Below are 25056 nucleotides of genomic sequence, written 5' to 3'. Positions count from 1 at the left end.
GGACCTCCACCAGCGCGCGCCCCCACCCCTCCCGTCGACGCGTTAGGTTGCCGTCATGACCAAGGACTGGCGCGGGGACCGGATCGGAAGCGCGCTGCGCGGCGAGAACCCCACCGTATTGCGACGGTTGAGGGCCGGGTTCGCGGCGATCGGCGACGTTCAGTTCCTGCCGGGATACTCGGTCCTGCTCGTCGACGATCCGCTCGTGCAGCGTCTCTCCGAACTGCCGAAGGCCAAGAGGCTGTCGTTCCTGTCGGACATGGACGTACTCGGCGAAGCGGTCGAGCGTGCCTGTCGGCGGCTCGATCCGGCCTTCCGCAGAGTGAACCTGGAGATCCTCGGCAACACCGACGGGTTCCTGCACGCCCATGTGTGGCCACGGTTCGAGTGGGAGCCTCCGGAGCTGGTCCACTTGCCGGTCTGGCTCTACGCGCGCGAGCACTGGCAGGACGAGCGCCACGCCCTGGCCGCGCGGCACGACGCGTTGCGGAGCGCGATCGGGGAGGAACTGGACCGGCTGACCGCGGCCTGAGCCGGGGCTACGGGACTCGGGCGACGCCGACGTAGAAGCCGCTCAGCTCCTCGGTGGGTGCCGGTGTGTCCTTGTACCAGCGGGTCGCCGTGACCAGGCCCGGAGACAGGAGTTCCAGGCCTTCGAAGAAGGGCTCCACCTCGGCGCGCGTCCGCATGCGCAACGGGATCTCGCCCTCGCGGTAGGTCTTCGTCACCGACTTCACCAGGTGCGGGTGCTCATCCGTGGTGCCGTGGGAGAACATGAGGTAACTGCCGGACGGGAGCGCGTCGAGAAGCGTCCGCGTCAGACCGTAGGGGTCCTCCTCGTCGGTGACGAAGTGCATCAACGCGATCATGGACAGCGCGATGGGCCTCGTGAAGTCCAGGAACGTACGGGCGTGCCCGATGATGGCTTCGGGCCGCCGTACGTCGGCCTCGATGTAGTCGGTGGCTCCTTCGGGGCTGCTGACCAGCAGCGCCTCGGCGTGCCGCAGCACGATGGGGTCGTTGTCGGCGTACGCGACCCGCGCCGAGGGCACGATGCCCTGCGCGATCTGGTGCAGGTTCGGCTCGGTCGGAATGCCCGTACCGATGTCGAGGAACTGGTCGATGCCCGCGCCCGCGAGCCAGGCCGCCGCGCGGTGCATGAACGCCCGGTTGCGCAGGGCGTTGAGCCGCGCCTCCGGCGGCAGCTTCTCCGCCACGTCCTGGTCGACCGGATAGTTGTCCTTGCCGCCCAGCAGCCAGTCGTAGACACGCGCCGGGTGGGCCCTGCTCGTGTCGATGCGGCTTGCGGAGGACTGTGACGTCATGCGTTGCTCCAGCATGTGCGAAATCGCTGACCTGGCAGGTGGTGGGTGGTAGGTGATCCGGTGATTATGCCACCGGGCTTGCTGTCCCGCCGAGTTGTCAGTCCGAGGGGTCCTGCTTGGCCTGCAAGGCCTCCCCCATGTTCTCCTCGCGCCAGCGGCGCAGGAGGTCGTGGAAGGCGACGGCACCGTGCGGATACGCCGTGGGACCGTTGGGGCGGCCCCGGCCCTCGCGGTTGTAGTAGCCGGGGGTGCACTCGGCGTGGAACCAGGCGTGGTCGGGGGCGCCCTCCGCGCACACCGCGACCCAGGCGTCCTCGGCCTCGGGGGTGGGTTCCACGAGGGCGCCCTTGTCCTCCGCGGCGGCGACCAGGGCCGCGGCGTGCACGGCTTGCTCGTCCAGGATGTGGGTGTAGTTCACGCTGCTGGCGTTCTGCAGCGCGCCCATCCGGATCAGGTTCGGGAAGCCGTTGCTGGTGAAGCCGTGCAGGGTCCGCGGGCCCCGCCGCGCCAGTACGTCGAGGAGCCGGACGCCGTCGCGCCCGGTCACCGGGAGCTGGTCCGAGGTGATGCCGGAGACGCCCACGGAGAACCCGGTGGCGAACACCAGGCAGTCGACCTCGTACTCCACCCCGCCCACGACGACGCCACGCTCGGTCATGCGCTCAATGCCGTGGGTCTCGGCCGTGTCCACGAGGGTGACGTTGGAGCGGTTGAACGCGGGCAGGTACTTGTCGGAGAACGTGGGGCGCTTGCACGCGTACCGGTACCAGGGCTTGAGGGCCTCGGCGGTGGCGCGGTCGGTGACCTCGGCGGCCACGCGGGCGCGGATGGTGTTCATCGTGGCGTGGTCGGCGACCTCGTAGGCGGCCTCGAAGTCCGGTTCACCGTGACGGCGGAAGCTGGGCAAGAGCTTCTCCAGCAGGCCGGCCGACTCCGTCCAGCGATCGGCGACCATGTCCTGCTCGGCGGACTCTCCCGAGCAGATGCGCAGGAAGTTCTCGCGGCGCTCGGCGGCCCAGCCCGGCCGGTCGGCGCCGACCTGGCTCGGCGTCATGCGCCGCTGGCCCCGCACGTCCACGGCGGAGGGGGTGCGCTGGAAGACGTACAGGTGTCCGGCGTCCTCGGCCAGCATCGGGATGACCTGCACTCCGGTGGCGCCGGTGCCGACCACGCCGACCCGTCTGCCGGCCAGGCCGGTCATGCCGCCCTCCGGGCTGCCGCCGGTGTAGGCGTAGTCCCAGCGGGAGGTGTGGAAGGTGTGGCCGCGGTAGTCCTCGATGCCGGGGATGCCGGGCAGTTTGGGCTCCGAGAGCGTGCCGGTGGCGGTGATGACGTACGTGGCCCGGAACTCGTCGCCCCGGTCGGTCCGGACCACCCACTGCTGGGCCGTCTCGTCCCAGGTCAGAGAGGTGACGGCGGTGGAGAACAGGGCGTGCTCGTACAGCCGGAACTGTTCGGCGATGCGCACCGCGTGGCGGCGGATCTCCTCGCCCGGGGAGTACTTCCACTCGGGCACGAATCCGGTCTCGTCGAGGAGCGGCAGGTAGACGTGCGACTCGATGTCGCAGTGGATGCCCGGGTAGCGGTTCCAGTACCAGGTGCCGCCGAAGTCACCGCCCTTGTCGATGACACGGACCTTGGCGACACCCTGCCGGCGCAGACGCGCGCCCGCCAGGATGCCGCCGAACCCGCCACCGACGACGGCGACGTCCACCACGTCGCTCAGCGGCTCGCGCTCCGCCACCTCACCGGCGTACGGGTCCGTGGCGAAGTAGCCGAACTCGGCCTCCGTGGGGCGGTACTGGCGCGGGCCGTCGGGTCGTACGCGGCGTTCCCGCTCAAGGCGGTAGCGCTCGCGCAGGACCGCGATCTCCTGCGGGGTGGGCGGGGTGGCGCACTGCGGCAGAGGCACGGTGCGAAGTCCTCTCGTGGGGGAGGTCATCGGACTCCGCGCAGGCGTGAACCGTGCCCCTGGGCGGGGCGTCCCGCGCGGTCCCAGGTACCGTAACCCACCAACCGGACACTGTTGTCCGGTTGGGTGCGGCCGGCACCCCGGCTTCGCCTCCGTACCCCGACACGAAAGGCCTCCGATGTCGAACCTCACCCCCGGGTCCCCGCTGCGCGACTGGCTCAAGGAGCCCACCGCCGGGCAGGTCCTGCGCGGTCTGCTGGCCTCCCGGGGCGAGAGCGAGGAGGCGCTGGCCCCCGCCCTCGGCCTGCCGCTGGAGCAGCTCGTGACGATGTCCGGCGGGAAGTTCCCGCCGGAACTCGTGGCCGCGCTGGTCACCGCCGCCGAGACCGGGCAGCTCCCCGATGGCCTGCCGACCGCTCCCCCGGACGGTGCCGTCACGGCCGTGGAACCTTCCCTGGGCGTCGAGATCGGCACCCCCGAGCCGTGGGCCGAGCAGATCACGCCCGGCCGCTTCGGCGGCCAGACCGTCGTCGTCACGGGAGCCGCCTCCGGCATCGGCAAGGCCGTCGCCTCCCGCGTCGTGCGCGAGGGCGGCCGCGTGGTCGCCGTCGACGTCTCCGCCGACGGACTCGCGGCCCTGGCCGCCGAACTGGGGGCCGCGGTGGAGCCCGTCGCCGCGGACGTCACCGAGCCCGCGTCCGCCGACGCGGTCCTGGCCGCCGCGGGCGGCCGCGTGCACGCCCTGGCCAACGTCGCGGGCGTGATGGACGACGACGCCGCCGTGCACGAGGTCGACGACAGGACCTGGGAACGCGTCATGCGCGTCAACGTTGACGGCCCCATGCGGCTGATGCGCGCCGTGACGCCCGGCATGCTCGCAGCGGGCGGCGGCCGGATCGTCAACATCGTCTCCGAGGCGGCCCTGCGGGGCTCCGCGGCCGGCGCCGCCTACACGACCTCCAAGCACGCACTGGTCGGCCTGACGATGTCGTCGGCCTACCAGTACGCGGGCACGGGCGTACAGGTCAACGCCGTCGCCCCGGGCGCGGTGGCCACCGGTATCCCGAGGCCCGTCGCCGCCCCGTACGGCTCGGTCCGCACCGCGAAGATGCGCGTGGCGATCCCGGGCCTGGCCAGGGCGGAGGAACTGGCCGCCTCGATCACCTTCCTGCTCAGCGAGGACGCGGTGAACATCAACGGCGCGATCCTGCCCTCCGACGGCGGCTGGTCGACCGCCTGAGAGACGACGCGCCCCGGGACACCACCCACACCAACAACACGCCAGGGCCACGCCTGGCACCCCTGATCAGCCCACCGGGACCACCCCGTTAACGCTCACGCTCCCCGAGGCCACCCCCCTCGCCGCTCATCAGCAACTCCACGCCGCCGTCCGGACGCCCAGAACGGAGCACCCCCCATGCCCACGGACCGCACACACCACCCGTACCCCCGCGCCGCCCTCGCGGGGCTGGCCGTCGTCGGGCTGCTGGCCCTGATCGGATGCGGCACTCAGACCGCCGCCCCTGCTGCCCCCGCCGCCTCGCATTCCGTGTCGTCAGGTGAGGGCAGGACCATCCGGGCCAGCCAGGTCGCGCACGTGACCGAACCTCATGAGGCCACCGGCAGAACGCTGCTCGAGGGACCGGTCCTCGACGAGGACGGCGGCCTGTACGTCGTGGACGTCACCGCGCCCCCCGGTGAACCCAAGGTCATCTCCGTCGACCTGGCCACCGGTGAGCACAAGGGCGTCCACACCGACAAGACCGGCGCCTACACCTCCGCGCAGCGCAGCCCGTACGACGGCCGTCTCTATCTGACCGACTACAACGGGTCCGTCGTCAGCATCGAGCCGGACGGCTCCGACCCGCGCACGTTCTTCTCCGGTGACGTCGACGGCTCCCCCACCAACCTCGACGACATCGCCTTCGACGACGAGGGCAACCTGTACGCCAGCGATCTGCACGGCATGAAGCCGGGCGAGGCCACGGGCCGCATCATCCGCATCGACCGCGACGGCGGGAAGACCACCGTCCTGGCCGACGGACTCGCCCACCCCAACGGCGTCACGTTCGACCGCGGACTCCGCGGGCTGTGGATCAGTGAACTCGCCGAGAACACCGTCTCCTACCTGCTGCTCGACGCCGACAAGACCGCCGTGACCTCCCAGCACGAGGCCATCCACGTGAACGCCGGCGTGGCCCAGACCGACTCCATCGCCGTGGACGCCGACGGCAACCTCTACCAGGCGCTGCACGGCCGCCCGGCCATGGCCGTCTACAGCCCGGACGGGGAGCGTCTGGCCACCGTCGAGATCCCCGCCAAGGCCGCCAAGGGCCTGGAGTCGGCGACCAATGTCGCCATCTCGCCGGGCGGCAAGAAGGCGTACATGACCGTCAGCGGCCCCGCCGGCGGGTACGTCTTCACGTTCACCGCACTGGCCAACGGCATCCGGCAGTCCAACGGCGGCTGACGGTCACTCGTCGACGGCGGTCTCGACCGGCCGCAGCGGCCCCACCTCGACGCCGAGCAGGCTCCAGGCGGCCAGGGCGCGGCGTTCGCGTTCCGCCACGGTGGGGCCGGTGACGGCTCCCGAGACCATCGCGATGGCGAGCATGAGGTCATCGGCGGACAGGCGGTGGCCCGCGGACAGGCACCGGGAGAGAACGCCGCGGACGCGCCCGGCCAGCGCCTGGGGGAGCTCGTCGTCACCTCGTATCCGCAGCATGTCGCCCCGTATGCGCAACATGTCGACGAACGCCGTCGAGCGGGTCAGATGCCAGGTGATCACGCCGAGGACGCTCTCCAGACTCGCGGCGGGCTCGGCGGCGGCCTCCTCGATGTGCTGGACGTTCTCCTCCAGGACGGCGGAGGCCAGGGCGACGCGGTCGGCGAAGTGCCGGTAGAGACTGCCCTGCCCGACCCCGGCACGCCGGGCGACCGCCGACAGCGGGGCTTCCAGGCCCTGTTCGGCGAAGACCTCGCGGGCGGCGGCGATGAGGGCGGCGCGGTTACGGGCGGCGACCCGCCGCCCCTGATTGGCCGGACGCACGGGGGCCGAGCCCTGGTCGGCCGACTGCGGGCCCTGGGGCTCGGTGGGGTTGATCACGCCGCAAGGGTAGTACGTCCCCTCTGTCCGGTGCGGGAGCAACCGGGCCAGGGGGCCGGAGGCGGTGACCCGGGACCAGGAGTCACGCGTCGCCCGTGCCCGCGGTGGCGCTTCGGACGCAGTCGCGGAGCAGGGCGCGGCGCTGGTCGTGTACGGCATCGGGTTCCTGGCCGCTGGCCGCGTAGACGTTGCTGACCGGCGACCAGGCCATGGACATGGCGATGACCATGGCCATGATGTCGAAGGGGTCACCCGCGCGCACCCGCCCTGCGGCCTGGGCCTCGGCGATGGCCGTGAGCTTGCGGTCGTCGTAGTGCTGGTGGGTCTCGACGAGGTGCCCGGTGGGCCGGCGCTCCAGCCGTGTCCAGGTCGCCAGCCGGATGAGGTCGGGGCGGCGCAGATATTCGTCGTAGAGACGGACGGCCCACTCCGCGAGATCCTCGGCGTCGATGGGCACGACGTTGGTGATGCGCTCCAGCGAGCTGAGGAAGATCGCGTCGAAGAGCCGCTCCTTGTCGCCGAAGTAGGCGTAGAGCTGCGCTTTGTTGGTACGCGCCGCCGTCACGATGCGTTCGATGCGCGCCCCGGCGATGCCGTGCTGGGCGAACTCTTCGGTGGCGGCGTCCAGGATGCGCTGGTAGGTCGCGGCGCCTCGCGAGGTCTGGGGCTGTTCCGGCATGCTCGCATCCTACCAAACAGAATAGTTGGTTTACTTTGCCGCGCCGCCGTGCCTAAACTCGGCAGACCGAACAGTCTGTTTAAGGGGTAAGCATGCGAACGACCACCGGATGGCAGGCGGCCGCGGACGGCCCGACGGCGCTGCGGCGCACATCGCTGGAGCGCCGTGAACTGCGCCCGGACGACATCGCGGTGCGGGTCGACTACTGCGGGGTGTGCCACAGCGACCTGCACGCCCTGCACGCCTATGACCAGCACGCGAAAGCCCCCTTGGTGCCCGGCCACGAATTCACCGGCGTGGTGGCCGCGATCGGCCGGGAGGTCACCGCCTTCTCGGTCGGCGACGGTGTCGCGGTGGGCAACATCGTCGACTCCTGCGGCGCGTGCGCCATGTGCGAAGCCGGACAGGAGAACTTCTGCCACTCCTTCCCGACCCTGACCTACGGCGGCGCCGACCGGCAGGACGGGGCGACCACCCTGGGCGGCTACTCCCGCGAGTACGTCGTGCGCGACACCTTCGCCTACCCGCTGCCCTCCGGTCTCGACCCGGCCGCGGCCGCCCCGCTGATGTGCGCCGGCGTCACCGTCTGGGAACCCCTGCGCCACCTCGGCGTGGGACCCGGCAGTCGCGTCGCCGTGGCCGGGCTCGGCGGCCTCGGCCACCTCGCGGTCAAGATGGCCGTGGCACTCGGCGCCACCACGACCGTCGTCAGCCGCACCCAGGACAAGCGCGACGACGCCCGCGAGCTCGGCGCTCACGACCTCATCGACTCCACCGACACCCGGCAGATGGCCGCGGCGCGCGACACCTTCGACGTCGTCATCGACACCATCTCCGCCCCGCACGACCTCGCCCCTTATCTGAAGCTGGTGGCGATGGACGGCACCCTCAGCCTCCTCGGATACCTGGGCCCCGTCACCGTCGAGGCCATGGACCTGCTCATCGGCCGCAAGAAGCTCAGTTCCGCGGGCAGCGGAGGCCGCCGGGCGACAGCTGAGATGCTCCAGTTCTGCGCCGACAACGGCGTCGCCGCCGACGTCGAAGTACTGCCGTCGTCACAGGTGGACACGGCGCTCGACCGTCTCGGGCGAAACGACGTCCGCTACCGCTTCGTGCTCGACATGTCCGACCTGGACTGAGGCGAGAGGCACAGCCCGTACGCGCCGAAATGGTCCCGGCGATGCCGTCTCGTGTCAGTCGGACCGTCGCCCAGGCCGTCGCCCTACGACGATGACGACGACGGCGGCGGCGGCTCGGCGAAGGCGCCCGCGGCCGCGGCGAGAGCGGCGGTTCTGGCCGCGTGGCCCGGCAGATGCGGGTCGGGGGGCGTGTGCAGGAGCACGAGCTGGTGGTACAGCGGCGCGGTGGCGGCGATGAGCAGGCGGCGGGCGTCCGTGTGCGGCGGGAGTTCGCCGCGCCGGACGGCTCGGGCGACGGTGATCTCGCTGCGCGCGTACCGGTCCTCCCACAGCCGCCGCTGGGCGTCGGCGGCCTTCTCGGAGCGGAACGAGGCGGCGATCAGGGCCGCGACGATCGGCGGCTCCGCCAGCAGGGCGTCCTGGATCTCCTGGTTCAGCGCCGCCAGGTCGCCTTCCAGTGAGCCGGTGTCCCGCGGCTGCCAGTCATCGGCGCTCGCCGAGTCGAACACGTCGGCGAGCAGGCCGCCGACGTCCCCCCAGCGCCGGTACACCGTGGTGCGGTGGACGTCCGCGCGGGCGGCGACGGACTCCATGGTGAGCCCGTCGTAACCGCGCTCGCCGAGCTCCGCGAGAACCGCGTCGAGCACCTGCTTCCGGATACGGGCGGTACGCCCCCCAGGTCGGCGTCGAGTCGGTCCGGGCGTCGGCGTGGATGTCATCGCGGTAATCCGTTGCTCAGGGGGCGGCGGTGTGGCAACATCTTAATGCATCAGTTGTCGCACTAGTGGAGTGATCAATGTTCTTCCGAAGTGTTCGCCCGGCCCTGCGGCCCGTGACCGCCGCCTCGTCCTCGAATGCTTTGGAGTTCCCGTATGCCCACTCAGATCACCGCGCTCGCCGTCAGCAAGTCCTTCGACGGCAGGACCGTCCTTGACTCGGTGACGTGCTCGCTCGCCGCGGGCGAGCGCACCGGCATCATCGGTGAGAACGGCTCCGGCAAGACGACCCTGCTGCGTCTGCTCGCCGGCCGTGAGCGGCCCGACCAGGGCGAGGTCATCGTCCAGTCCACCGGCGGCGTCGGCTATCTCGCCCAGGACGAGCGACTGTCACCGGGGGCGACCGTCCAGCAGGTCATCGACCGGGCCCTGAGCGATCTGCGCGCCGTCGAGCACCGCATGCGCCGCCTGGAGGCCACCATGGCCGAGGGCGACGAGTCGGTCATGGCCGAGTACGGCGAACTGCTGACGGTCTTCGAACTGCGCGGTGGCTACGACGCCGACGCAAGGGTGGAACGCGCCCTGCACGGCCTCGGCCTGGGCCTGGTGAGCCGCGACCGTACCGTGGGCACGCTGTCCGGCGGAGAACAGGTCCGCCTGCGGCTGGCGGCCGTCCTGGCGGCGGCGCCGGAGGTGCTGCTGCTCGACGAGCCGACCAACCACCTCGACGACACCGCCCTGAACTGGCTGGAGGAACACCTGCGCACCCGGCGGGGCACCACGGTGACGGTCTCCCACGACCGCGTCTTCCTCGAACGGGTCGCCACCAGCCTGCTGGAGGTCGACGCCGACCGCCGCCAGGTCGTCCGCTACGGCAACGGCTACGCCGGCTACCTCGCCGAGAAGGCCGCCGCCAGGCAGCGCTGGGCCCAGGCGTACGACCAGTGGCGGACCGACGTCGACCGGGTCCGCGAGGCCGCCGCGACCACCGCACGCCAAGTGGCCCCCGGCCGGGCGATGAAGGACGGCAACAAGATGGCGTACGACCGGGCAGGCGGGCGGGTGCAGCAGTCACTGGCCGGCCGGGTGCGCAACGCCGAGGAGCGCCTGCGCCGCCTGCTCGCCGACCCGGTCCCACCGCCGCCGGAGCCGCTGCGCTTCACTCCCGTACTGCGCTCCGGTGGCCTGCGAGGCGTCGTGCTCGACGCCACGGACATCGCCGTCAACGACCGGCTCGACCGTACGAGCCTCACCGTCAAGGCGGGTGAACGCCTGCTGATCACGGGGCCGAACGGAGCGGGCAAGAGCACCCTGCTCGGCGTACTGGCCGCGCAAGTCGCCCCCGACAGCGGGAGCGTCATCCGCCGCGGCCGGATCGGCCACCTCCCGCAGGAGCCGCGCCCGGGGGAACCCCACGAGACCGTGCTGGCCGCCTTCGCCCGTGGCCGGGCGGGAGACGCCGACGGGCACGCGGAACGGCTGCTGTCACTCGGCCTGTTCGACCGCGACCAGTTCACGGTGCCGGTCGGCCGGCTGTCCACGGGGCAGTCGCAACGCCTCGCCCTGGCCCGACTGCTCAGCGAGCCGTCCGACGTCCTGCTGCTCGACGAACCCACCAACCACCTGTCACCCGCCCTCGTCGAGGAACTGGAAACCGCGCTGGCCGGCTACCACGGCACCCTCGTCATCGTCAGCCACGACCGCCGACTGCGCCGGCGCTGGCGGGGCACCCAACTGGCCCTGCGGCCGACGTCGATGTCGGTCGGCACGTACTGAGCCCCCGCGGACCCGCAAACACCCCCTGTCTCTGGCAACAACCCCTGAAAGGGCAGCACTTCGTCATGCCACCTGTCCCCGCCGACCCGACCGTGCTCCACCCCATGCCCGAGCAGCCGCGAGTGGTGCTGCTGAAACCACTGGTCACCTCGCCACTGATCGAGGTCGGGGAGTTCTCGTACTACGACGACCCGGACGACGCGACCGCGTTCGAGACACGCAACGTGCTGTACCACTACGGACCCGAGAAGCTGGTCATCGGCAAGTTCTGTGCGCTGGGCACGGGCGTGCGGTTCATCATGAACGGCGCCAACCACCGCATGGACGGCCCCTCGACCTTCCCCTTCCCCACCATGGGCGGCTCCTGGTCCGAACACTTCGACCTGCTCACCGGCCTGCCCAGCCGAGGCGACACCGTCGTCGGCAACGACGTCTGGTTCGGCCACGGCACGACCGTCATGCCGGGCGTACGGATCGGGCACGGCGCGATCATCGCCTCCGGCGCCGTGGTCACCGGTGACGTACCCGATTACGGCATCGTCGGCGGCAACCCCGCCCGCCTCATCCGTACGCGGTACGAGGCCGATGGCGTCGACCGGCTGCTGACGCTGGCCTGGTGGGACTGGCCCGCCGAGCACATCACCGAGCATGTGCGGACGATCATGTCGGGCAGCATCGCGGACCTTGAGGCCATCGCGCCGGACACGGAGGTGAGTTGACAGCGCGCGACGCCGTACGCTGGGCATGAGGAACGCAGCACTCTGCCGTGCCTTGCTCACCGCGGTTCCCCGGGCGGGGGGTTGGGCGAAAATATGTACGACTTCGGACCGTCCTTCGCCCACCCGTCATCACTCGTCAGCTTCCGCGGCGTGAACTTGACTCCGCTTCGGTGACACTCGGGCATGCGCTGACCAGCGTTCCGACGCCGGAGGCGCGGCGTGGCCTTCTTCCATTGCGCGACTCGTGGCCGCCGGTGGCAGATGATGATGGCCAGCGGATCCGGGCCCTCGGTGAAGCGGGAAGGGGCAGTTCATGGCAGAGGCACATGTGGCGGGCGAGCACGTGACGGCACGGGTGTGGACGGTCCGCCTGGACGCCGCGGGGCGCGGCGTGGCGGCGGTGAAGGTCGACTGCAGCCGAGCGGCTTGCACGCCGCAGCGCCTTGACTCGGCCGCTCAGGGGCGGGCTTTCGCCGCCGCGCACCTCAAGGCGCACCTGCGGGCGGCTGGCGGCCCACGACCTGACGCGGCGTGCGCGTGCCGCGCCGACGGGTGCCAGGGCCACGCCGAGAGTGCCGGCCGGGGCTCCGCGGGACCGGCCTGGAGGTGCGGGGGCGCGGTCGTGCTCGCCGTGATCACCGACCCCATGGGGCGCTGGTGGCGGGCCTGGGAGTGCTGCGCGCGCTGCGCGGCGGTCCATCCCGCCGCCCGCGTGGTGGCCACCGCCCCTGACGCGCCGCAGGCCGGCGTCGCCGACGAGGCTCCCGCGCCCGCCGGCGCCTCGGGGGCCGGGGTCCCGCTGTTCTCCGCGCCCTTGCCGAACACCACCTCCGGCACTGCTTCGGCCGGCGGCGACCTGCTGCCCGCGCCGCGCGCGGCCGTGGCGAAGCCCCGCAGGGCGAAGCGGTCGGGGAAGATCGCCCAACGCCACGTCCCCCATGATCTGCAACCGACGGTTCTACGGGATGAGCTCATCGAGCTCGGCGACGCCTTCCGGGCCTACCAGAAGGCCGCCGAGCCGGACCTGACTCAACTGGCGGGCCTGCACGAACGCAAGGCGCTCGCCTTCACCACCTGGGCCGACGTGACGGGTGACGAGAGCCTGCGGGCCGAGGCGCGGCGTGCCGAACAGGCCGCGGCCGCCGCCCGCGCCCAGCATGTGCAGCGCACCGGCGAGGACGTCGAGGGTGCCGTCGCGCGTCTGCTGACCGGGCCCAACCACTGGGAGCGCGCGCGTGCCGTCCTGTCCCACGTCCGGGATCACGCGCCGGTGCCGGGCCCGGAGGCGCGTCTGGTGGTGCTGATGCTGACTCTGCGTTCCGCGTGCGGCGGCACCGGCAACGTCACCGGCCTTGATCTGAAGAGCTGGCCGCTTGGCGACGCCGAGCAGGTCCTTCAGAGCCTCGTGGACGCGGACTGGCTGCGGTTGCCCGGAACCGTGACCGACCTGCTGGCCTCCGGCTCCGACAACCCCACCCAGGTCTCCGTGCCCTCACTCCTCGCCCCCGACGGCGTCAACGGAGTGCTCGGGCTGGGCAAGACGGCACGGGCCAAGCTGTCCGGGTGGGCGCAGAAGACCGTGGGCGAGCGCAAGCTGCGCAAGAAGAAGCTGCCCGCCGCCGCGCGACTGCTCGCGCTGGCCTGCGCCGCCCACAGCAGCTCCGAGGGCCGCCTCGGCGCCCGCGGTGAGGGCCTGGAGATCGAGGCCCTTGCCGCGCTGTGCGCCGTCGACGCGAGTGAACTCGGCGCTGTGGTCGAGCAGTTGACGTCCGTCGAGTGGCTCACGGACGTCTCAGTGACCGACACGCACGTCATGGGCAGCCTGGGTGAGCGGGTCCTTCCCCTCGGCTGCCCCATCCCGGCCGAGGCCGTGGCTGGGACCGAGGCCGGGACTGGGACCGGCACTGTGGCCGGGGCCGGTCCCGCCGGTGTGTGACGTGCCGGATCCGCTGCTCGACCGCGTAGACGCGCCGGCTCTCCGCCACCCCCGTGGGCGAAGAACCGGCGCGTCGGGTCGGTGCGGGCCTCGTCCGTGACCAATCTGCCGTACTCGTCCTGTGACGACCTTGCTATTTTCTTGCAAGGGCAGAATCCGCGGGCAGCAGCCCGAGCGGCGAAGCAGTGCAGCACGAAGGAGCCGCATGAGTATCCGGTTCGCGCTCCTGGGCGATGTGGTCATCCGTTCCGGCGGTTCCGACATCGTCCCCGGATCCCCTCGCCAGCGCTGTGTCCTCGCGCTGCTGATGATCGACGTCAACCGGCCGCTGTCCCTGGACACCTTGATCGACCGGGTGTGGGGCGCGGCGCCCCCGCCGCGGGCCCCGGCCACGCTCTACAGCCACATCTCCCGCCTACGGGCCCTGCGGGCCACCTCCGCCGGCCAGGAGGAATGGGACATCGTGCGTTCGTCCGCCGGGTACACACTGCGGGCCGACGCAGCCCTCGTAGATCTGGCTCGGTTCCGTACTCTGGCCGGTCAGGCGCGTGGCGCGACCGCCGGGGAGGCGAAGCGGCGGTACGAGGAGGCGCTCGCCCTGTGGCGGGGCCGGCCGTTCGCGGGGCTCACATCCGACTGGCTGGACGCGTACAGGGTCTCCCTGGAGGCCGAGCACCTGCGTGTGCGGCTCGAACACCATGAGCTCCTGCTCGACGAGGGCCGACATGCCGATCTCGTCCCCGCGCTGACGGCGCTCGCCGCCGAACAGCCCCTGGACGAGCGTGTGGCCCACCAGCACATCCTGGCCCTGTACCGCGGTGGGCAGCACGCCGCCGCCCTCGCCGCGTACGAGCGACTGCGCAGGGAGCTCGCCGACGCCCTGGGCGTCGACCCCGGCCCCCGGCTCCAGGAACTGCACCAGCGCATGCTGGTCTCGTCCGACGACCTGCTGCTCACCCCCGCCGAACCACCCTCCCGAGCGACACCCACCTCCACCCGGCCGCCCAACCGCACCCCGCGCCAACTGCCCGCGCGCCCCACGGGTTTCCTGGGACGCGACGACACGCTGGCGCTCCTCGACCGGCACACCGGCGCGAGCACCGGCCACGACGCACCCGCCGTCTCCGTCATCGGCGGCATGGGCGGGGTGGGCAAGACGTGGCTCGCCCTCCAGTGGTCCCACGCACATCTCGGGGACTTTCCCGACGGCCAGCTCTACGCTCAACTGCACGGATTCAGCCCTGGCACCCCGCCCACACCACCCGGCGACATCCTGCACGCGTTCCTCGTGGCACTGGGCGCCGTCGACCGCGAGATGCCGCCGGACACCGAGGGGCGCGCCGCCCTCTACCGCACCCTCATGGCCGAGCGCCGGATGCTCGTACTGCTCGACAACGCCAGGGACAGCGACCAGGTCATGCCGCTGCTGCCCGCGACTCCCGGCTGTCTGACGCTGGTCACCAGCAGGAACAGACTGAGCGCCCTGAAGGTGCGGTGGGGCGCCGGTTCGGTGGACCTTGCGGTGCTGCCCGACGCGGAGTCGGCGCGGCTCTTCGCGCGGCGCGTCGGCAGTGCTCGTACCGAGACGGAACCCGCGCTGCGCGACATCGTCCGCTCATGTGCCGGGCTTCCCCTCGCCCTCGACATCGCGGCCGCGCACGCGGTCGGCCTTCCGGCGCCCGCGCTGCGCCAGCTCGCCCAGGAGCTGCGGGACCCCCACACCCGCCTCGACGCTCTGGACGCCGGTGAGGTCTCCACCAACCTGCGCATACTGTTCGCCTCGTCCCACCAGGCGCTGGAACCCGAAGCCGCACAGGCCTTCCGCCTGCTGGGGCTGACACCGCACCTGGACCTGGACCTCCTGGCGCTCGCCCATCTCCTCGACCGCACGCCGGTCCAGGCGCGCCGGGTCCTGCGCGTCCTTGAGGAGGCCTGCCTCGTACGTCAGCACCGCCCCGGCCGGTACCACATGCACGACCTGGTCAGGCTGTACGCCGAGGAGCAGGCGGCGGCGCTGCCCGCCGAGTCCCGCGACCAACTGGCGCACCGCCTGGCCGACTTCTACGTCAGCAACGCCCACGCGGCACACCAGGCCCTCGACCCCCACCGCACCGCGGACGACCCCCTCCCGGCACACCGGCCGAGGACCGAACCCCTGGAATTCGACGACGCGGAGAGCGCCCTTGCCTGGTTCGAGGCGGAGTACGCGTGCCTGAGGGAGATCACCGCGCTCGCACGGCGCCGGCGATGGCACTCCGAGGTGTGCCGGCTGACATGGTCCCTGCACACGTTCCGCTGGCGGCGCGGGCTGTTCACGGAGAGCATCGAGGCCTGGTTCGCGGCGCTGGACGCGGCGGCGGCGCTTGACGATCCGCGCCTCGCGGCCCACACCAGCCTGCGTCTCGCGGTGGCACTGGCCCAGGCCGGCCGGTACGAGGACGCACTGCCGCACCTGGAAGGAGCCCTGTCGAGTTTCGCCGCCCAGGGTGACACCGCGGGCCTCACGCGCACCCACCACGCGCTCGCCGAGGTGCACGTCCGCATGGACGCCCACGAGAGCGCCCTCCCCCACTTCGCGGAGGCACTCGACGGCTACCGGCGCCTCGGCGACCAGGTCGGCGAGGCCAACACCCTCAACGGCACGGGCTGGGCGCTGGCCCGCCTGGGACGCTACGCGAGCGGCGAGGAGCACTGCCTCAAGGCGCTGCCGCTGCTCAAGCACCACCGGGACGGGGAGGGCCAGGCCGCCACCTGGGACACCCTGGCCCACATCATGTGGCGCACCGGCAGAACCCAACGCGCCCTGCACGCCTACGAACAGGCACTCGGGCACTTCCGCGCCATCGGCAACGCCAACCGCGAGGCCGACACCTGGGCGAAGCTCGGGGACGTCCGCGCCGCGCGCGAGGACCGGGACGGCGCCCGCGAGGCGTGGACGAACGCGCGCGACCTCTACCGTGAGCAACGGCGGGCGGCGGAGGAGCAGCGCGTGACGGCCCAACTGCGGGCCCCGGCCGGGCCCACCGACCCGTCGCACTGAGCCTGCCGCCCGGACGCCTGCGGCGTGGCCCGCGTCACGACAGGATCTCGACGTACCCGTCCGATCCGTGCACGCGGATCCGCTGCCCGTCCTGGATCCGGCGGGTGGCCTGCTCCACGCCCACCACGGCCGGCAGGCCGTACTCCCGGGCGATCACCGCGCCGTGGGTCATCAGGCCGCCCACCTCCGTCACCAGCCCCTTGATCGCCACGAACAGCGGCGACCAGCTCGGGTCCGTGAAGGCCGTGACCAGGATGTCGCCCGCCTCCAGATCGGCCTCCGCCATGTCATGGATGACACGGGCCCGCCCCTCGACGGTCCCCGCGGAGACCGCAAGACCGACCAGGGCGCCGTCCGGCACGTCCTCGCGCCGGTACGACCCCGAGATGGCCTCGCCGTCGGAGGTGAGCACCCGGGGCGGTGTCAGCGCCTCGTACGAGCGGAAGGCTTCCTTACGCTCCCGGATGAGCTGCTCATCCGCCTGTTTCGAGCGGACGACCTCGTGCAGTTCCGGGAAGGTGAGGTAGAAGATGTCCTCCCTCTCCGCGAGCACACCGGCCTCCACGAGGCGGTCGGCCTCCGCCAGCAGGGCCTGCTTGTAGACGAAGGAACGGCTGACGATGTTGTACTTCGGGTACTCCCGGTACCCGACGAAGGTGCGGACCCGGTCGATCATCCACTTGGTCTCGTCGGCCTTCCGCTCGCCGTCCGGCAGGGCCCGCAGGCGTGACAGCACCTCCTGTTCCTTCTTCTCTGCCTCCTGCCGCCCCTGCTCGAAGCGCCGTTCGGCTGCGCCCGGCTCGAAGTTCCTGACGTTGTCGAGGATCACGGGCACGAGCGCGGTGGGGCGCTCGCGCCACCGCGGCCTCGTGATGTCGATCTCGCCGACGCAGCGCATGCCGTACCGGTCGAGGTAGGCCTCGATGGCGTCGCGCGCCTCGGTCCCGCCCGGGAGCTTCGGCAGTTCGTCCAGGTAGTCCTCGCCCAAGTAGTCCTCGCCCTGGACGCCGTGCAGGAAGGCGACCACCTCCGGGTGCGGCCGGATCGCGTCGGCGACGTCGAGCAGTGCGAGGCCCATCTCCGAGGTGATGTTGTCGGGGGCGGACAGCGTGAGCGTGTCAGCCGCGTTCTTCTCCCCCAGCCACTCGAGGAGGTTGTCGTTGAGCCACCAGGTGGCCTCCATGCCCGCCATGATCGCCTGCATGCTCAGCGGATCGCCGAGGACCCGCTTGTGCTCGTCGAAGGCCTCCAGCAGGTAGTCGAACAGCGCGGGTCCGGTCTTCGTCCGGATGTCGCGCCGCAGGGCGGCCAGGGACGTCCGGCTGCGCTCGATCAGTGCGGTGACGACGGCGGGATCGTTCGCGATCGGGGCGGGCGCGTTGCCGGGGGGCGCGTGGCTGGCGGGCGCGTTGCCGGCCGGTGCCTCGCCGGGACTCGGGTCCGGAAGCGACGGGATGAAGTCGCCGCGGTCGAGGACGGTCTCCAGCGCGTCCCTGATCAGCGGATCACCCTTCTCCATGAGGTCGAGGAGACCGGGGCGGCTCGCGGGCGAGGCCAGGCGCGGGGTGACGTCGACGAACAGTCTTCCGCCCGCCGCGTGCATCGGCACCATCGCCGTCAACTGCCACAGGGAGAGCCCCAGGGGCTTCATGGGGTCGGTCATCATCTGCTGGTGGCCGACGGAGACGTAGACGTGGTTCTCCTCGTCGTCGGCTTCGGGGACGGGGAACAGCGTCGTGATCGGCCGGGCCTGCACGATCCGGAAACCGCCATCGCCATCGCCATCGGCATCGACACCGGCATCGGCCAGGCACCATTCGATGTCCTGCGGGCCGCCGAAGTGCGCCTCGATCCGCCGCCCGAGCCGCATGAGCTCGACGACCTGTTGGTCCGTCAGCGCCGGCTCCTCCTGCCGCCGCGTGTCGATGGCCACCTCCCGGGTGCCACCGGACGGCAGGGCGTACAGGGCACGCTGCTTGGCGGCGATCGTCTTGGAGACGATCTCGCCGTCCCGCACCTTGAAGACGTCCGGGTTCACCAGCCCGGAGACCAGGGCCTCGCCGAGGCCGAACCCGGCGTCCACGGTGGAGACCTTCCGGTCGCCCGTGACGGGGTCGGCCGTGAAGAGGATGCCGGCGGCGTGCGGGATCACCATCCGCTGCACGACCACGGCCATGTCGACCGTGCGGTGGTCGATGCCGTTGTGCCGGCGGTAGGTCACGGCCCGCTCGGTGAAGAGCGAGGCCCAGCACCGGCTGACGTGCCGGAGGATCGCCGTCGGCCCGATGACGTTCAGGTACGTGTCCTGCTGGCCGGCGAAGGACGCCGTCGGCAGGTCCTCCGCGGTCGCGCTGGACCGGACGGCGTAGGCCGCCCGTTCGCCGAGCCGCGCGAGCTCATCGGTGATCGCCGACGCGATATCACCCGGGATCGCGGTCTCTTCGATGACCCGGCGGATGTCCGCGCTGACCGCGCGGATCGCGTCCCGGTCGTCCGGGCTCAGGCGTGACAACTGCTCCAGCCGCTCGTCGAGCGACGGCGCGTCCGCCATGACGCGCCGGAAGGCGTCCGTGGTCACGCAGAAGCCGTCCGGCACACGGACACCCTCGATCCGCGACAGCTCTCCCAGGTGCGCACCCTTGCCGCCGACAACCGCGATCTGCGTATCGTCGATGTCCTGGAGACCCACCACGTACTGCTCGATCACTGCCACACTCCCGACGCGTCCGTGTTCCGTCTCGCTCGCACTGCCCTGTCCGATCGAATCACCGGCGCCTCCGGCTCTGTCGGCAACACTCACGTCGTGCCCTCATTTCCCCAGGTAGTGGCCTCGGCCGAGGATTCTGCGCCATACCGGGGGCCTTGCCGCAAGCCCCCCGGTGCGCTATAAATTAAGAACGGCAAGGAGAGCGAGTGATCTCCTTGCCTTTGTTTTTGCCCGTCTGTCCGCCCGGGCGCCCGGGCCTGACGCGGAAGTTCAGTCCGCGAACGCGGCCACGTACGACGCCACGCACGGCTCCGGAGTGGCCAGTGAAGTGACGACGTGGCCGTCGATGGTCGCCGGCGGGTCGAGCGGTATCTGGAGCAGCCGCTCGGAACGGGACCCGTCGAGCTGTTCGGCCGCCATCAGCGTCCAGCCATCGTTGTCCCGGCCCACCTCGAACAGCACGTTGAGCATGTCCCCTGCGGGCGGCCGCGGCGGGGCCACGGGCAGGGCGGCGAGGATCGCGTCATGCATCGGCGGGTCGGTGTCGCGGGCGGGCAGCCGCAGGCCGTGCGGATCGAGGTCGTGCAGGCTGACCGCGGGCTTGCGGGCGGCGGGGTGTTCACGCGCGAGCACCGCGTACAGCGGCTCGGACCAGGCGCGTGCCACCGTCACCGCCGCGGAGGTGAGCGCGCCCCGCACCAGCGCCAGGTCCAGCTCGCCGTCGCGGACGGCGTCGAGTCGCGCGGCCACCGGAAGGTCGACCAGTTTCGGCTCGGCGGGGCGCTCGCTGTCGCTCAGGCGGCCCACCGCCCGGTCGAGCCGTCGGGTGACGCAGGACGCCACCCCGATCCGTAGGACGGCCGCCGGTTCGCCGGCGACCACCCGCACCCGGGCCGCCGCGGCGAGGGTCTTGCGGGCCGCGGCGAGCACTCGTTCACCGGCCGGGGTGAGCCACACCCGGCGCGACGTGCGGTCGAGCAGGCGGACCCGGCCGAAGCGGCAAGCGCCGGTGGTCCGGTCATCGCGTCGGTGCCGCTGGCCGCCTACGAGCAACTGCCCCGGGCGGAACTCGCCGGCAAGACCGTGATCGACCCGATGAACTACGCGCCACATTCCGGCTTCGAAGTGCCGGAACTCGACAGCGACGAGCTGACCTCCAGCGAACTGGTGCAGCGCCACCTCGCCGATGCCCGGGTGGTGAAGGCGTTGCACAACATCGGCCCCAAGCAGTTGATGGAGCTGTTCCGCCCGGCCGGAGCCCCCGACCGCACCGCGCTGCCACTTTCCGGCGACGACCCGGACGCCAAGAACGAGGTGGCCGAGCTGCTGGACGTCCTCGGCTTCGACACGGTGGACCTCGGCACACTGGCCGAAAGTTGGCGCAGCGGGCCCAACACCCCATTGTACGCCCTCCCGTACGTGGGGCAGCCGCCGTCCGGCCTCACCGTCAAGGAGTTCGTGGCCTGGGTCCAGCAGGCGCCCGGTGTGCCCGTGCCCGTCGCCCGGGTCGGTGAACTCGCCGCCGCAGCGGTGCGAGGACCCGCGGGTTTCCGGATGGAGTAGCGGCGTCGTCACGCCCGCCCGGCCGGCCGACTCGCTGATCGGCGCACCCAGTCGTCGACGGTGATGACATCCGCCCACTGCGGGAACAGCCGCTGGACGAGGACCCGGTGCACCTCTGGATCGGTGTCCAGACAGGCGTCGGAGAGGACGGTGAGGCCGAAGTCCAGGTCGTTCGCCCGGCAGAGGGTGGACAGCACCACAGCGCTGGTGGCGATGCCGGTGAGTACGAGGCTGTCGACGCCGCGGGCCCGCAGCACCACGTCGAGGTCGCTGCCCGAGAACGCGCTCGCCCGCCTCTTGGTGACCACCACCTCGCCCGGCAGGGGCGCGACCTCGGGGTGGATCTCGGTGCCCGGGGCGCCCTCGACGTAGAGACCGGCCCGTGCGACGGCGGCCAGCGGCTTGTTGCGCGTGCCGACTTCGGGGAAGCCCGGCCGCAGCGCGATGACCACGTAGATCACGGGGATGCCGGCCGTCCGGGCCGCGTCGATCGCCCTGCGCAGGCGTGGCAGGTATTCGGAGCCGTCATCGGCGATGTCCAGGACGGTGTCCACGATGGCCCGCTGGACGTCCATCACGAGAAGTGCGCTGCTCACGCTCTGGAGCAACGATGCCGCTCCGGCGCCGTAACGGGCTGGGTGGTGCGCAGGGGCGAGACCAGGAAGTGGGCGCGGGATTCGGACCGGCCCGGTACGAGCCTGCCGTCGACCCCGAACACCTCCCGCACCAGGTCCTCGGTCAGTACCCGGTCGGGCTGTCCCGCGGCCTCCACCCTGCCATGGCGCAGCACGATGATGTGCCGGGCGTACTGCAAGGCGAGGTCCAGGGAGTGCAGAGCGGCGATGACGGTGTGGTCGCCGCTGGTCGCGAGGTCGAGGACGTCGAATTGGTGGGCGAGGTCGAGGTGGTTCGTCGGCTCGTCCAGGACGAGGATCTCGGGGTCGGCGACCAATGCCCGTGCCAGCAGGACCCGTTGGCGTTCACCGCCCGAAAGGGTGTGCACCATGCGTTCGGCCAGCGGCAGGGCACCGGAGCGGTGCAGAGCCCGGTCGACGGTGTCTCGTACCTCCTGGCGGGCGTCCAGGGCCCAGCGTCGGTGCCGGGTCGCGGTGAGGCCGAGCTCCACCAGCTCGGCGGCGGTGAGTTCCGGCGCGAGGTCGGCTTCCTGAGGGAGCACCCCGATACGGCGGGCACGGTCGCGCGGCCGCATGCGCAGGAGGTCGTCGTCGCCGATGCGGACCTGTCCGGTGCGCCGGGCGACGGCGCCGGTGAATGAGCCGAGCAGCGTGGACTTTCCGCTGCCGTTGGGGCCCACGAGCGCGGTGAGCCCGCCGGCGGGTATGTCGGCGTCGATTCCGTGCAGCACCGGGGTCCGGCCGAGGTGGACGGTGAGACCACGGACGGTGAGGGCGGTCAGGGCTGCCGGGGCGGTCGGGGCGGTCATCGGGTCCTCCCCGTACGGCGCACCACGAGGACGAACGCCGGTACGCCGATCACGGCAGTCAGGATGCCCACCGGCAGTTCGGTGGGAGAGAGCAGCATGCGGGCCCCGGTGTCCGCGAGCAGCATCAACAGGGCGCCCAGGAGCAGCGCGACGGGCAGGATTCTGCGGTGCAGTCCGCCGACCAGCATGCGGGCGAGGTTGGGTACGACGAGTCCGACGAAGCCGATGGTGCCGGAGATCGCGACGACGGTGCCCGTGAGGACGGCGGCCACCATGAAGACGCCGATACGGGTGCGGCCGGGGTGGATGCCGAGCGCCGCCGCCGTGGTGTCGCCGAGCGCGAGCAGGTCGAGGCGGCGTACGAGGAACGGCAGCAGCGCGAGAGTGGCGATGACGGGCACGGTGGCGATGCGCAGGAGTTCCCAGTTCGCGCCGGACAGGCTGCCGAGCAGCCAGTACATGACCTGCTGGGTGGCCTCACCGTCCCCGGTGCGCAGGATGAGGAAGGAGGTGATGCCGGAGAGCAGATGGCCGACCGCGATGCCCACCATCACGAGCCGGGAGGCGGAGAGGCCGGCCAGGGACGTGGCGCACAGGAACACCGCAGTGCCGGCCGCGGCGGCGCCCGTGAAGGCGCCGAGGGGCAGCGTCAGCCCGGCGGCGGTGCCGATGCCGAGCGTGGTGATGACGGTGACGGCGCCGAGCGACGCTCCCGAGGAGAGTCCCAGGGTGAACGGATCCGCGATCGGGTTGCCGACCAGCACTTGTACGAGTACTCCCGCCACCGCGAGGCCCGCGCCCACGAGCAGTGCCTCCAGGACCCGGGGCACGCGTAGCTGCCAGATGATGAAGTCGTTGCCGGTGGTGCCGGCGCCGTCAACACCTCGTCCGACCGCCGAGAGGACCTGGTCCGGTGGGATGACGACGGCTCCGACACCGACCGCGAGCACCGCGGCCACCGCGATCACTGCCAGCAGCGCGATGACCACCACGGCGGTCGGTACGGCTCCGAGCAGCCCGGAGGCCCGTCGGCGGGTCTCCGGCCGGCCGGGCGGTGCGAGCGGGCCGTTGCCGGGGACTTCAGCGGGGTGTTTCAGCAGGGCCGGTGGCTGGTCGGGTGCGCGTACACCTGCCTGTTGGGTCTGCCGCGTCATGAGGCGTCCTCGACGGCCTCGGCCACGGTCCGCACCGCTCGTATGCCGAGGACGCTCGGAGACAGAAGGATGCTCTGCGGAATGGCGATCACGTGGTCGTTCTTGACCGCGTCCGTGTCCGCGAGCAGCGGGCTGGATTTGATCGCCTCGACGAGTTGGCGGCCGGACTGCTGGGAGAACCCCGTCACGGCGAGGATGACCTTCGGGTTGCTCCTGGTCACCTCCTCCGCCGACAGCGTGGCGAAATCGCCGAGAGTCGATGCCGCGATGTTCCGCCCACCGGCCAGAGTGATGACGCCGTTCGCGTGACTCGACCCGCCGCTGGTGTTGATGCCCGCCCCGCCGGTCGGCGCCGCGGACAGGCTCAGCACCGGAGTTCCGTCCGTGCCGTTCCGCACCGACGCCGTCCTGGCCGCGACCTCGCGCTTCATCCCGGCGATGAGCGCCTTGCCCTTGGCCTGTACGTGGAACACCTCGGCGAGGTGGGTGATGTAGCGGTAGGTGGCGTCGATGTCCGTGGAGAGACCCTTGGCCGTGTCGCAGGCGACCATCGCCGCGATGCCGTTCTCCTTCAGCTGCTGCTGCGTGGGGGTGCCGTCGAAGGAGCCGAGTTCGTACCGGGAGATGCCGGTCACCAGATCCGGCTTCGCCGCGATCACCGACTCCTTGTTGGCCACCTTGCTGAGCACCGGGATGGCATCGAGCTTCTTCCGCGTCGCGCCGGAGAAGTCGTCCTTGAACTCGGGCCCGGCCGTTCCCACGATCCTGTCCTCAAGGCCGAGCGCGGTCAGGAACGCCGCGGCTCCCGCGTCCAGGGTGACGACTCTTTTCGGGGCTTCGGCGAGGTCGGCCGTGGCGGGGCAGGCCGCTGCGCTACCGCTGCCCGCGTTGTCGCTGCCCGCCTCGGTGCCCGGGCGGTCCGAGGCGGATGAGGCAGACGCGCCGGGCGAGGAGGAGCAGCCGGTCAGGCCGCCGATGAGGACGAGGAGGGCTGCGGGGAGCACGGCGGCAGCGGATCGGGGACGCACCGTTTCACGTACCTTTCGGGCGACGGAGGCTGACAGGCGGTGGCTTTGCGGAAGTGCCTGACAACGCAGTAGTCGTCCCGTGTGCGCGTCGAGTTCCGAGCACTTTCCGCGCCGTGCGCCGAGCGTGCGCCAGGCCGCGGTGGCTCACCGGGTGAGGGCTAGGCTGCGGCGCATGGACATCGTGATCCCGCTCTTCGACCACTTCGAGCCACTTGACGCAATCGGGCCGTACGAGATCCTCGCGTACGTACCCGGTGCGACCGTACGTTTCGTCACGGCCGAACCCGGCCTGGTACAGGACGTGTTGGGTTCCCTGCCGGTGCACGTCCCGACCGCGTACCGCGAGGTGGAACGCTGCGATGTCCTGCTGGTCCCGGGCGGGGGAAGTTTCCTGACCATGGTGGACGACGCCGACTTCCTCGACTGGGTACGCCGGATGCACGCGGGCTCGCGGTTCACCACCTCCGTCTGCACCGGCTCGCTGGTGCTCGGCGCGGCCGGCCTGCTGGACGGCCTGACCGCCACCACCCACTGGAACGCCGTGGCCCAGTTGGAGTCGTACGGCGCCGTCTACACCCCCGAGCGGGTGGTACGGAACCAGAGGGTGATCACCTCGGCCGGGGTCTCCTCAGGCATCGACATGGCCATCCAGTTGGCCGCCCTGCTCACCGACGAGGTGACCGCCCAGGCGATCCAGCTCTACACCGAGTACGACCCGCAACCCCCTTTCGACACCGGTTCGGTGGCCAAGGCCCCGGCCGAGGTACTGCGACGGGCCCGCACACTGGGCTGAACCGGGCCGAACGGCTGCC

The 25056-nt window shown here is 71.5% G+C and carries 21 protein-coding genes; 10 read left to right on the top strand and 11 right to left on the bottom strand.

What is annotated here, in order from left to right:
* Window positions 1-55 precede the first annotated feature (55 nt).
* Window positions 56-532: a diadenosine tetraphosphate hydrolase gene (locus ACZ6JY_RS11825; RefSeq protein WP_469194783.1), complete on the top strand. Its 477-nt coding sequence runs from the start codon at window positions 56-58 to the stop codon at window positions 530-532.
* A gap of 7 nt (window positions 533-539) precedes the next feature.
* Here ACZ6JY_RS11825 and ACZ6JY_RS11820 read toward each other — a convergent pair whose 3' ends face one another.
* Window positions 540-1325, bottom strand: coding sequence for an SAM-dependent methyltransferase (locus ACZ6JY_RS11820; protein WP_469194781.1), 786 nt, complete (start codon window positions 1323-1325; stop codon window positions 540-542).
* A 97-nt stretch (window positions 1326-1422) separates the two neighbouring features.
* A complete protein-coding gene (locus ACZ6JY_RS11815) occupies window positions 1423-3267 on the bottom strand; it encodes a flavin-containing monooxygenase (RefSeq protein WP_469194779.1) in 1845 nt (614 codons plus the stop codon).
* Window positions 3268-3415: 148 nt separating this feature from the next.
* Between ACZ6JY_RS11815 and ACZ6JY_RS11810 the strand changes: the two genes are divergently transcribed.
* On the top strand, window positions 3416-4477 hold the full coding sequence (locus ACZ6JY_RS11810; RefSeq protein ID WP_469194777.1) for an SDR family NAD(P)-dependent oxidoreductase: 1062 nt from the start codon (window positions 3416-3418) through the stop codon (window positions 4475-4477).
* A 177-nt stretch (window positions 4478-4654) separates the two neighbouring features.
* Window positions 4655-5707: an SMP-30/gluconolactonase/LRE family protein gene (locus ACZ6JY_RS11805; protein WP_469194775.1), complete on the top strand. Its 1053-nt coding sequence runs from the start codon at window positions 4655-4657 to the stop codon at window positions 5705-5707.
* Between the two features lie 3 nt (window positions 5708-5710).
* Here the strand turns inward: ACZ6JY_RS11805 and ACZ6JY_RS11800 are convergent, their stop codons facing one another.
* The gene (locus tag ACZ6JY_RS11800; protein ID WP_469195045.1) at window positions 5711-6340 is read right to left on the bottom strand and encodes a TetR/AcrR family transcriptional regulator; all 630 of its coding nucleotides are present in this window, start codon (window positions 6338-6340) and stop codon (window positions 5711-5713) included.
* Window positions 6341-6425: 85 nt separating this feature from the next.
* Complete coding sequence (locus ACZ6JY_RS11795; RefSeq protein ID WP_469194773.1) at window positions 6426-7022, bottom strand: TetR/AcrR family transcriptional regulator; 597 nt, start codon at window positions 7020-7022, stop codon at window positions 6426-6428.
* Window positions 7023-7114: 92 nt separating this feature from the next.
* Here ACZ6JY_RS11795 and ACZ6JY_RS11790 point away from each other — a divergent pair, with 92 nt between their 5' ends.
* Window positions 7115-8161 carry an NAD(P)-dependent alcohol dehydrogenase gene (locus ACZ6JY_RS11790; protein WP_469194771.1) on the top strand — a complete coding sequence of 349 codons (1047 nt, stop codon included), beginning with the start codon at window positions 7115-7117 and terminating at the stop codon, window positions 8159-8161.
* Between the two features lie 83 nt (window positions 8162-8244).
* Here ACZ6JY_RS11790 and ACZ6JY_RS11785 read toward each other — a convergent pair whose 3' ends face one another.
* On the bottom strand, window positions 8245-8880 hold the full coding sequence (locus ACZ6JY_RS11785; protein ID WP_469194769.1) for a TetR/AcrR family transcriptional regulator: 636 nt from the start codon (window positions 8878-8880) through the stop codon (window positions 8245-8247).
* A gap of 153 nt (window positions 8881-9033) precedes the next feature.
* On the opposite strand from ACZ6JY_RS11785, the gene abc-f reads away from it, so the two are divergent.
* From abc-f to ACZ6JY_RS11765, 4 genes are all read left to right on the top strand, one after another.
* Complete coding sequence (abc-f, locus tag ACZ6JY_RS11780) at window positions 9034-10653, top strand: ribosomal protection-like ABC-F family protein (protein ID WP_469194767.1); 1620 nt, start codon at window positions 9034-9036, stop codon at window positions 10651-10653.
* Between the two features lie 65 nt (window positions 10654-10718).
* Window positions 10719-11372: a CatB-related O-acetyltransferase gene (locus ACZ6JY_RS11775; protein ID WP_469194765.1), complete on the top strand. Its 654-nt coding sequence runs from the start codon at window positions 10719-10721 to the stop codon at window positions 11370-11372.
* A gap of 313 nt (window positions 11373-11685) precedes the next feature.
* Window positions 11686-13308 (top strand): hypothetical protein, encoded by a 1623-nt coding sequence (locus tag ACZ6JY_RS11770; RefSeq protein WP_469194763.1) that lies wholly within the window; start codon window positions 11686-11688, stop codon window positions 13306-13308.
* 205 nt (window positions 13309-13513) lie between these two features.
* Complete coding sequence (locus tag ACZ6JY_RS11765; RefSeq protein WP_469194761.1) at window positions 13514-16348, top strand: AfsR/SARP family transcriptional regulator; 2835 nt, start codon at window positions 13514-13516, stop codon at window positions 16346-16348.
* A 34-nt stretch (window positions 16349-16382) separates the two neighbouring features.
* On the opposite strand, the gene rph is transcribed toward ACZ6JY_RS11765, so the two are convergent.
* Together rph and ACZ6JY_RS11755 are read right to left on the bottom strand one after the other, a co-directional pair.
* Window positions 16383-19055 (bottom strand): rifamycin-inactivating phosphotransferase, encoded by a 2673-nt coding sequence (gene rph, locus ACZ6JY_RS11760; RefSeq protein WP_469194759.1) that lies wholly within the window; start codon window positions 19053-19055, stop codon window positions 16383-16385.
* A 270-nt stretch (window positions 19056-19325) separates the two neighbouring features.
* Complete coding sequence (locus ACZ6JY_RS11755; RefSeq protein ID WP_469194757.1) at window positions 19326-20012, bottom strand: LysR substrate-binding domain-containing protein; 687 nt, start codon at window positions 20010-20012, stop codon at window positions 19326-19328.
* 72 nt (window positions 20013-20084) lie between these two features.
* Here ACZ6JY_RS11755 and ACZ6JY_RS11750 point away from each other — a divergent pair, with 72 nt between their 5' ends.
* A complete protein-coding gene (locus ACZ6JY_RS11750) occupies window positions 20085-20618 on the top strand; it encodes an NADPH-dependent F420 reductase (protein ID WP_469194755.1) in 534 nt (177 codons plus the stop codon).
* Between the two features lie 8 nt (window positions 20619-20626).
* Here the strand turns inward: ACZ6JY_RS11750 and ACZ6JY_RS11745 are convergent, their stop codons facing one another.
* From ACZ6JY_RS11745 to ACZ6JY_RS11730, 4 genes are read right to left on the bottom strand one after another with little or no spacing between them, the layout of a single operon-like run.
* Window positions 20627-21214 (bottom strand): cysteine hydrolase family protein, encoded by a 588-nt coding sequence (locus ACZ6JY_RS11745; protein WP_469194753.1) that lies wholly within the window; start codon window positions 21212-21214, stop codon window positions 20627-20629.
* Window positions 21211-22062: an ABC transporter ATP-binding protein gene (locus ACZ6JY_RS11740; protein WP_469194751.1), complete on the bottom strand. Its 852-nt coding sequence runs from the start codon at window positions 22060-22062 to the stop codon at window positions 21211-21213. Before ACZ6JY_RS11740 ends, ACZ6JY_RS11745 begins: the two co-directional genes overlap by 4 nt.
* Window positions 22059-23216 (bottom strand): FecCD family ABC transporter permease, encoded by a 1158-nt coding sequence (locus ACZ6JY_RS11735; protein WP_469194749.1) that lies wholly within the window; start codon window positions 23214-23216, stop codon window positions 22059-22061. The genes ACZ6JY_RS11740 and ACZ6JY_RS11735 overlap by 4 nt, the downstream gene beginning before the upstream one ends.
* Window positions 23213-24220, bottom strand: a complete 1008-nt coding sequence (locus ACZ6JY_RS11730) for an ABC transporter substrate-binding protein (RefSeq protein WP_469194747.1) — start codon at window positions 24218-24220, stop codon at window positions 23213-23215. The genes ACZ6JY_RS11735 and ACZ6JY_RS11730 overlap by 4 nt, the downstream gene beginning before the upstream one ends.
* A 196-nt stretch (window positions 24221-24416) precedes the next feature.
* Between ACZ6JY_RS11730 and ACZ6JY_RS11725 the strand changes: the two genes are divergently transcribed.
* A complete protein-coding gene (locus tag ACZ6JY_RS11725) occupies window positions 24417-25037 on the top strand; it encodes a DJ-1/PfpI family protein (protein ID WP_469194746.1) in 621 nt (206 codons plus the stop codon).
* Window positions 25038-25056: the final 19 nt, after the last annotated feature.

It is taken from the genome of Streptomyces sp. NPDC046335 (genome assembly GCF_055587985.1).
This window is presented reverse-complemented; position numbering and strand designations above follow the sequence as displayed.